At 68.5% G+C, this 8,273-nt stretch carries 11 protein-coding genes; 2 read left to right on the top strand and 9 right to left on the bottom strand.

The features are described 5' to 3' along the window. Positions 1–90: 90 nt before the first annotated feature. The 3 genes from ACWDV4_RS28860 to ACWDV4_RS28850 all read right to left on the bottom strand — a co-directional run bounded on the left by ACWDV4_RS28860 (position 91) and on the right by ACWDV4_RS28850 (position 1,867). Positions 91–450 carry a hypothetical protein gene (locus ACWDV4_RS28860; protein ID WP_449985098.1) on the bottom strand — a complete coding sequence of 120 codons (360 nt, stop codon included), beginning with the start codon at positions 448–450 and terminating at the stop codon, positions 91–93. A 110-nt stretch (positions 451–560) separates the two neighbouring features. Next, entirely contained in the window at positions 561–1,223 is a 663-nt protein-coding gene (locus ACWDV4_RS28855; RefSeq protein WP_449985096.1) for a hypothetical protein, read from the bottom strand. Between the two features lie 50 nt (positions 1,224–1,273). Continuing rightward, positions 1,274–1,867: an NADPH-dependent FMN reductase gene (locus tag ACWDV4_RS28850; protein WP_449985094.1), complete on the bottom strand. Its 594-nt coding sequence runs from the start codon at positions 1,865–1,867 to the stop codon at positions 1,274–1,276. A gap of 104 nt (positions 1,868–1,971) precedes the next feature. Between ACWDV4_RS28850 and soxR the strand changes: the two genes are divergently transcribed. Beyond that, on the top strand, positions 1,972–2,496 hold the full coding sequence (gene soxR, locus ACWDV4_RS28845) for a redox-sensitive transcriptional activator SoxR (protein WP_449985092.1): 525 nt from the start codon (positions 1,972–1,974) through the stop codon (positions 2,494–2,496). 41 nt (positions 2,497–2,537) lie between these two features. Here the strand turns inward: soxR and ACWDV4_RS28840 are convergent, their stop codons facing one another. Together ACWDV4_RS28840 and ACWDV4_RS28835 are read right to left on the bottom strand one after the other, a co-directional pair. Further along, positions 2,538–3,740, bottom strand: coding sequence for an acyl-CoA dehydrogenase family protein (locus ACWDV4_RS28840; protein WP_449985089.1), 1,203 nt, complete (start codon positions 3,738–3,740; stop codon positions 2,538–2,540). Position 3,741: 1 nt separating this feature from the next. Beyond that, positions 3,742–4,194: an SCP2 sterol-binding domain-containing protein gene (locus tag ACWDV4_RS28835; RefSeq protein WP_449985087.1), complete on the bottom strand. Its 453-nt coding sequence runs from the start codon at positions 4,192–4,194 to the stop codon at positions 3,742–3,744. A 73-nt stretch (positions 4,195–4,267) separates the two neighbouring features. Here ACWDV4_RS28835 and ACWDV4_RS28830 point away from each other — a divergent pair, with 73 nt between their 5' ends. After that, positions 4,268–4,909, top strand: coding sequence for a TetR/AcrR family transcriptional regulator (locus ACWDV4_RS28830; protein ID WP_449985084.1), 642 nt, complete (start codon positions 4,268–4,270; stop codon positions 4,907–4,909). 1 nt (position 4,910) lies between these two features. Here ACWDV4_RS28830 and ACWDV4_RS28825 read toward each other — a convergent pair whose 3' ends face one another. From ACWDV4_RS28825 to ACWDV4_RS28810, 4 genes are all read right to left on the bottom strand, one after another. Then, positions 4,911–5,189 (bottom strand): superoxide dismutase, encoded by a 279-nt coding sequence (locus tag ACWDV4_RS28825; protein ID WP_449985081.1) that lies wholly within the window; start codon positions 5,187–5,189, stop codon positions 4,911–4,913. Positions 5,190–5,214: 25 nt separating this feature from the next. Further along, positions 5,215–5,841, bottom strand: a complete 627-nt coding sequence (locus tag ACWDV4_RS28820) for a superoxide dismutase (RefSeq protein ID WP_449985079.1) — start codon at positions 5,839–5,841, stop codon at positions 5,215–5,217. A 179-nt stretch (positions 5,842–6,020) separates the two neighbouring features. Continuing rightward, positions 6,021–7,298 (bottom strand): adenylosuccinate synthetase, encoded by a 1,278-nt coding sequence (locus ACWDV4_RS28815; RefSeq protein ID WP_449985077.1) that lies wholly within the window; start codon positions 7,296–7,298, stop codon positions 6,021–6,023. Further along, positions 7,295–8,257, bottom strand: coding sequence for a hypothetical protein (locus ACWDV4_RS28810; RefSeq protein ID WP_449985075.1), 963 nt, complete (start codon positions 8,255–8,257; stop codon positions 7,295–7,297). Before ACWDV4_RS28810 ends, ACWDV4_RS28815 begins: the two co-directional genes overlap by 4 nt. Between the last annotated feature and the right edge of the window lie 16 nt (positions 8,258–8,273).

Below are 8,273 nucleotides of genomic sequence, written 5' to 3'. Positions count from 1 at the left end.
AAGAGGGTGTCCAGGTCTTGCGTCACAACACGATCTTGGACGCCCTCTCTTCATGCCCAGACATCGACCCCTGACATCGGAACTACTCGTCTAGTGCCGACGGGCTTCTGACGAACCCGAGTTCGGGCAGGCGGAGCGGTCGCCCGGCCCTCGTGTCCGGGGCAGTACGACGTTTGGACCGCCTCGGGCCCGGTACGGGATGAGTTCGACGGGCCGATCGGTGGGACGGACGACATCGCCGGGCTGATCGCGTTGCTGCACGAGTCGGGGCCCGCCCGGGTTGGGCAGGGAGTCGGTCGTACGGTCGGTGTCGACGTGCCACAGTTGCGGGACGGTACGGCCACCAGCGGCGCGTACCGCTTCGACCACGTCAGCCCGGCCGGCCGACGGTGCGGCACCGAAGAGGCGAGGCACTCGGGGACCGCCGGCCGACGCTGGATGGTCGATCACCGTTCCCTCGGTGATGATCAGCCCGACGCCGGCGGTATTCGGAACGCGAGCACTTCCAGGCGTTGGGGCAACTACCTTCCGGAGGGACGGTCAACCCGGGCGGCGGCTGGTCAGCGAGTGGCCAAGCGGTACCGTTGGTAACGGTTCATGCTGAGCCCCTGGATTCCGGGCGTACCGTGGAAGATTCCCTGCGGGCCACCGAACGTGGAACCAGTGATGGCCTCACGATGTGCCTCCTCGCTGGTCCACTCCGCGTAGAGCACCACGCGGGCACCATCGAGGCTGAACCGGATCTGCCCGCCGAGCGCGCCGGGCTCGGGCGTCGCTGCCACGGCCGCGATCATCTCTGCGACCTTCTGCTGCCGGTCGGGGCCGTCGGTGGCGATCGTCACCAGGACCACGCAGCCCGAGAACGGCCCGTCGGCGGTACGACTGACGGGTGGTCCGGCGGGTCGGGTGACGACGGCGTCCAAGTGGGTCACACCGGGCTCAAGCCCGTCGACCCGGTCGGCCGTACCCGGCTGGTCGAGGTTCGCGATGTGCCGCTGGTAGCTCTGCTCGTCTGTCCACTGGCTGTCGAACAGGACGAGTCGACCGTCGGTGCTGAGCAGGCAGGCGATGGAGAGGCAGCCCTCGGGCCAGGGCGACTGCCGCCACCGGGCCATCGCGGTGTCGGCTATGGAGCGTTGGGCATGGCGGCCGTCGACCTGCCAGCGGCTGGTCGCCACAATGCTGTCGGCGGACGGAATGACGGGTTGGGCAGCGACGGTCATGGCACTCTCCAATGAGGTGTCGTCAGTACGGGAGCGGATGACAGGCGGGCTCAGCCCACGTACGGGGTGATGGCTTTTGCATCGCGCAGCGCATGGCCCCACCAGGTGAGCTGGTCGAGGAGAGTCTTGGCGGCCCGGTCGGACTCGTCCGGTTGCCGGGGCGTCCCGTCGGCGCCGAACTGCTGCCACGCGTTGTGGAAGCTGACCGTGTGCCGGATGGTCACGGCATGCAGCTCGGCGAAGACCAGGCGCAGCGCCTCGACCGCCCGTAAGCCCCCGCTGATGCCGCCGTAGGAGACGAACGCCACCGGCTTCGCGTACCACTGGTGGTTGTGCCAGTCGATGGCGTTCTTCAACGCCGCCGGGAAGCTGTGGTTGTACTCGGGCGTGACCACGACGAACGCGTCGGCGGCGGCCAGCCGGGGAGACAGGTCCTGGAGAGCGAGGGTGGCTTCCGGCGCCGCTTCGGCACCGAACGCCGGCATCGCCACGGGCAGTGCGAAGTCGGCCAGGTCGATGACGTCGACGGTCAGGTCGGCACGCTCGCGGGCCTGACGGACGAACCAGTTGCCGATGGTCGGACCAAACCGGCCCTCTCGGACGCTGCCGACGATCACGGCGAGTTGCAGAGGCTGACGAGGCATGGTGATCCCCTGATCTGGTGGGTGTCGATCGTGGCTACGCGTTCGGCCACACCCCAGAAGGATCAAACCTAAACAAATGTTGAGGTCAAGTTAGGCTGGTCGGCATGCCCCAGGTGCCACCGAACACCGCCCAGCCACTGGCGGCCCATCCGCCGCCCACCACCCAGCCACTGGCCGCCCATCCGCCGCCCACCACCCCGCTACTGACCATCGGAGAGCTGTCCGACCGTAGTGGCGTTTCGCACTCGGCTCTGCGGTTCTATGAGCGGCAGGGACTCATCCACAGCCAGCGGACTACCGGGAACCAGCGCCGTTATCACCGCAGCACCCTGCGCCGGATCGCGTTCATCCGCGCATCGCAGAACACGGGGATACCTCTGGTCGTGATCGGTGGGGTGCTGGCGCTGTTGCCAGCTGACATGGCTCCGACCAGGGAGTTCTGGGAGCGGGCTGCGGAGTGCTGGAGCAAGGAGATCAACGCTCGCATCGCTCGGCTGGAGCACATGCGCGACCGCTTCACCCGGTGCATCGGCTGCGGTTGCCTGTCGTTGGAGGAGTGCGCCCTGGTCAACCCGGACGACCGACTTGCGGAGCAGGGGCCGGGGCCGCACCGGTTGCTCAGGTCCTGACCCCGGTCCCCGTCCGACTACCGGCCTGCCTACCGGTCCGACTAGCGGGCGATGGCCCGGGAGATCACCAGACGCTGGATCTCCGAGGTGCCCTCGAAGATGGTGTAGATCTTGGCGTCCCGGTACCAGCGTTCGACCGGGTGCTCCCGGAGGAAGCCGGCTCCGCCGAGGATCTGCACCGCCTTCTCGGTGACCGCCACGGCCACCTCGCCGGCCTTGAGCTTGGACATCGAGCCTTCACCGGCCAGGAACGGCCGGTTGTTGCGGCCCATCCAGGAGGCCCGCCAGACCAGCAGCCGAGCGGCGTCGATCTCCATTTTCATGTCGGCCAACGCGAAGGCGATGGCCTGGTTCTCGATGATCGGCCGGCCGAACTGGACCCGCTCCTTGGCGTACGCGAGGGCGTACTCGTATGCCGCCCGGGCCACCCCGATCGCCTGGGCCCCGACGGTGGGACGGGACAGTTCGAAGGTCCGCATGGCGGCCTGGCCACTGGTGCGTTGCCCGGATCGGGCGCGGTCGAGCCGTTCCCGCAGCTTGTCGTGTCCACCGAGTAGGCAGCGCCCCGGGACGCGTACCTCGTCGAGGAAGATGTCGGCTGTGTGCGAGGCGCGGAGGCCGAGTTTGGCGAGTTTGCGTGTCGAGGCGAGCCCGGCCGTGCCGGGGGGCACCACGAAGGCGGCCTGGCCCCGGGAGCCGAGCGCCGGGTCGACCGAGGCGGTGACCACGTGTACCCCGGCGATCCCGCCGTTGGTGGCGTACGCCTTCTGCCCGCTCAGCACCCACTCGTCGGTGGCCTCGTCGTACACCGCGCGGGTGCGCATGGCCGCCACGTCGGAGCCGGCCTCCGGTTCGGTGCTGCAGAACGCGGCCACTGCCGGCTTGTCGGCGGTGCCGAAACACTGCGGCACCCATTCGATCAACTGATCGGGGGTGCCGGTGCCGTAGATGGCGGCCACGGCCAGCGAGGTGCCGAAGATGCTCAGGCCGATGCCGGCGTCGCCCCAGAAGAGTTCCTCACTGGCGATCGGCAGGGAGAGACCGGTGGGGTCGCCCCAGCAGGTGGCCAGGAACTCGAAGCCGTAGAGACCGACCTTGGCCGCCTCCTGGATCACCGGCCAGGGGGTTTCCTCACGGTCGTCCCATTCGGCTGCGGCTGGGCGCACGACCTCTTTGGCGAAGCCGTGCACCCAGTCGCGTAGATCCCGCTGTTCCTCGGTTAGGTCGAGCGAGAACTCGGCCATGTCAGGCCTTGGGGATGTCGAACAGGTTGGCGATGTTGGCGGCGAGGCCCAGGTCACCCTTTGCCTTCAGCTTGCCGGTCATGAACATCATGACCGGGTTGGCGCCACCGGAGACGATCTTCAGGAACTCGACCGGGCCCATGGTGAGCGCGAGCTTCGGCTCCTGCTCGGGGGTCGCCGGCACCGTGCAGGTGCCGTCGGAGATGACGACCTCGTAGGTGTCCGAGCCGCCGTCGGGGCGACCGGTGATGATCCAGTGGATGACCGCGTTGGTGGAGCCGGCCCGGTCGGCCCGGAACAGCGCCGGCATCCGGTCGAACACCTCGCTGAGGATCTTGCCGCGCAGGTCGCTCTGCATCACCTCGGCGAGCTTGGCGTCCGGGGTGGACTTGACGATCTGGGCGAACTGCTTGGGGTCGACCGAGGAGAAGTTGGCCGGATCGAACTCAGTCATGGCGCGTACCTTCCGGACGGGTGCTCTAGTTACTCCTGCGTAACCTTACGGGCGAGTAGGTAAGGTGGCAAGGGTGTCGACCACTCCCGCCTTCCGGCGTCTGCCCCGAGCCGTACGCGAGCAGCAGATGCTCGACGCGGCGGTCCGGGTGTTCTCCCGACGTGGTTTCCACGCCGCCAGCATGGACGAGATCGCCGAGGACGCGGGCATCTCCAAGCCCATGGTCTACGCCTACCTGGGCACCAAGGAAGAATTGTTCATCGCCTGTCTGCATCGCGAAGGCGCCCGGATGCTGGAGACGATCGCCGGCGCGGTTGGCCCCGATCTGCCACCGGACCAGCGACTGTGGCACGGGTTGCGGGCGTTCTTCGGGTTTGTCGCGACGTACCGGGACGGCTGGGTGGTGCTCTACCGGCAGGCCCGGGGAGAGCCGCCGTTCGCCGGTGAGCTAGCCATGATGCGGGCCCGGATGGCCGAGGTGGTCGCCGGCATGCTGGACCGGGCGCTGCGCGCCGACGGCCGCGAGGTCCGCGAGACCGATCTGGAAATCCAGGCGTACGCCCTGGTCGGGGCGAGTGAGTCGCTGGCCGACTGGCTAGCCGACCGACCCGACGCGAGCCCCGACCAGTTGGCCACCCGAATGGTCAACATCGCCTGGCTCGGTGCCGATCAACTGCTCAGCGGGGAGGTCTGGCATCGCCCCGCCGAGGGCTAGCTCAGCCGGCGCTCGGGGGAGGCGGGCCGGGCAGCGTGGCGGCGGCCATCAACAGCGTCAGCTCCTGCACCAGGTCGTCCATGCTCTGACCGGTCGCCGACCGGACGAGGCTCAACGACAGTTCAGCCAGCAAGCAGAAACCACGGGTACGGGACGCCTCGTCGGGAAACGTGGCGAGCAGTTCCTCGGCGCCGGCGAGGTCACCGCGGTGCTTGGCCGCGATGACCCCGGCGGCACACTGTGCAGCCGCGAAGGCCGAGATCGGGTCGGCGCTGGTCACGATCGCACTGTCGGCGATATGCCGGTCACGGCGCGAGGATGATCGGGTTGCCGGCGGCGCGGGCCGCATCGAACCGCTTGGTCACGTCAGCCCAGTTCACCAGGTTCCACAGCCGATCGACGTAGTCCGGGCGCACGTTTTTGTACTGCAGGTAGTAGGCGTGCTCCCAGGCGTCGAAGACCAGGATCGGCATGGAGCCCTGACCGACGTTGCCGTGGTGGTCGTAGACCTGCTCGACGATCAGGCGCTGCGACAGCGGCTCCCAGGCCAGCACGCCCCAGCCGGAACCCTGTACGCCCTTGGTGGCGGTCGATAGTTGGCCGGCGAATGCCTCGAACGACCCGAAGTGCTCGTCGATCGCGGCGGCGAGCTCGCCTTCGGGGCGGTCGCCGCCCTCTGGAGACAGGTTGTTCCAGAAGATGGAGTGCAGCACGTGCCCGGACAGGTTGAACGCCAGGGTCTTCTCCAGCCCGACCAGCGCGCTGTAGTCACCCTTGTCCCGGGCCTCGGCGAGCTGGTCGAGGGTGTCGTTGCTGCCCTTGACATAGGCGGCGTGGTGCTTGCTGTGGTGCAACTCCAGAATCTGCCCGCTCATGGCCGGCTCAAGCGCGCCGTAGTCGTAGGGCATGTCAGGAAGCGTGTAGATCGGCATGCTGCCTAGCCTTCCTTTATTGCCAAAATTTGGCAACTACCGCATCATGGATTGAGCGACGGTGTCGCCGCGCGGCGCCGCACTGTCTGATCGGTGCGTTTACGCCGCCGGCAGGGCGTCCCAGCCTGCGATGATCCAAGCTGCTGGGACGCCCTGCCGTTCAGCGGCACGAGACCTGATCACCTTGCTCCGATCGGCGTCCGCGAGTCAGTCAGGGTGGGGTCCAGTAGTGCCCCTCTCACCGACTTGTCCTCGGCAGTCGGGCCGTGGGAGGTGAGCACCACCGGGCAGGCCAGTTCGTCCTGGACCGTGGCGATCCAGTCGCGAACCGGTTCGTCGTACTCGGGTCGGGAGCGCAGCAGCCGCTCGGTCAGCCTGGCCTGGCGGTCGAGGTCTCCCGTCGGGCCGGGTACGAGCTGTTCCGTCCAGTCGTAGCGACGACAGATCTGGAGCTGCGGGCGCGCCAGGTCCAGGTGCGTCAGCGCCAGCCCGTCGACCCCACCGGTCACGTCGAGCGCGTACCGGTGGGCCACCGCGTCGAAGTGTCCGAACCGGAACCGGCCCTGCCACGGGTTGGTCGGGTTGCGCGGGTCGGTGAAGGGCAGGCCGACGTCCTCGGTCACCAGCGGCCCCGGGCCGTGCCGGGTGGTGACGATCCGCAGCACGCCGAGTCGCGTGGCCGCACCGGGCAGGTCAGCCTCGGCCAACAGCTGCTCGGCGTTGTCGAACGTCGTCGTGCTCCAGGTCGTGTACGGGTGGAACCCGTGCCACTCGTCCAGCAACACCCCCTGGGCACCCTCGAAGACACAGGCCCCGGTACGTAGCAGGGTAGCCAGATGATCACCATCCACGATGGACACGCGATCGGCGAAGGCGGTGAACGCGGCGACACAGTCGTCCACCGGTGGTGCATCCAGCGGGCCGAGTGCGGCGGTGAGCCGGTCACGTAGCGCGGCCAGCCGCTCGCGTAGCACCGCCGGAGTAGCGCAGTCGCCCACCCGGGGTGCTTCGTCAGGGTGGTCGAGGTCGTACGCCATCGCCTCGCCCACCCCCATCCCGCAGGAGCCGTGCCGGCCCGCTCCGCGGGCGACCTCCCGGGCCCGGTTCGCGGCCCGGTGGTAGGGGGTGGTCAGCAGCGCCGCCGCGTCCACGGTGAGCCGGTCGAGCGCGTCCGGCACCCCGACCGTGGCGAGATGGTCGGCCTCGACCGCCAGCGCCAGCGGGTCGACCACCATGAACCGGGACAGATGGGTCCGTACGCCGGGCCGGAACGTGCCCGCCCCGAACTGCGCGAAGGTGTGCCAACGGCCGTCGGGCAGGACGACGTTGTGTGCTGCCTGCGCGCCCCCGTTGAAGCGGACCACCGCGTGGACCGGTTGTGTCGCGCACAACCAGTCCACGACGGTGCCCTTGCCGGCGTCGCCGTACCCGAGATCGACCACGATCACATGGCTCACAGCCGGGTGATCCGATCCCCGTCGGTCCGCACCGCCGGCAGCGGCGACACCGTGGTTGCCCGTTGGCCGGCACCCACCCGGGCCAGTGCCTTCGACACCGTCTTGGTGGTGGCCGAGCTCGCCCCGTCCAGGTCCTGCAGACCGGTGTCGAGGTCGACGGTGCCCTCGCCGAGGCCGATGGTGAGCGCGATCGTCTCGCAGACCGCGTTCAGGTCGTCCAGCTCCAGGACGTTCTGACCGAGCAGGTCGCGCCAGAAGTCCAGGACCCGCGCGTCTCCGGCGTAGCCACTGCCGGCCGGCAACAGGTAGTAGGTGTCGTACTTGCGGGTCACCTCGCGGATCAGACTGGCCATCGGAATGCTCTCGGTCAGCTCGTCCCCGATCAGCTTGCTCACCTCACGCGGCTTGACCTTCGGGTAGGCCAGCTCGTCGCCGATGATGAACAGGTAGCCACGGTGTCCCCGTCGCTCGAAGCAGTCGATCGACGTGTGCCGGGCCATGAAATAGAGGGCCAGCTCGTAGGACTCGGTCATCTGCCCGCCCCCACCACCCTCCAGGACGATCCGGCCGAGGTCGTCGTCCATCCGGTTGTCGGACTCGAACTGCCCGACCTGGAGTGGTACCCGGTCGCAGGTGGCGTCGCCGATCGCGCCGAACATGATGTGCGGATCGCGGGCGTACCCCTTGCGTTGCAGCATGCCGAGGAGTTGCGGGAGCTTGGTCTGTAGCACCCGCGGTACACGACGCATCGAGCCGGTGACGTCGAAGAGGACAGCGATCGCCAACGACTCAGGGTGTTCGTCGGAGTCACGGCTCTCCCGTACCGCACCGGACGGGTCGAGCGCGGGGTGGACCGTACGTGCCCCGCTGTCGCTGTAGGCGAAGGCGCTGGTGCCGGTCGTCCGCCGATAGCGATCGGCGGCGTCGTATACGTCGGTGGACCAGGTTCCACTACCCATGTCAGCCTCCAGGTCG

This window comes from Micromonospora sp. NPDC003197 (assembly GCF_053590565.1).
Note: the sequence above shows the minus strand (reverse complement) of the source record. Positions and strands in the feature narration are given on the sequence as shown.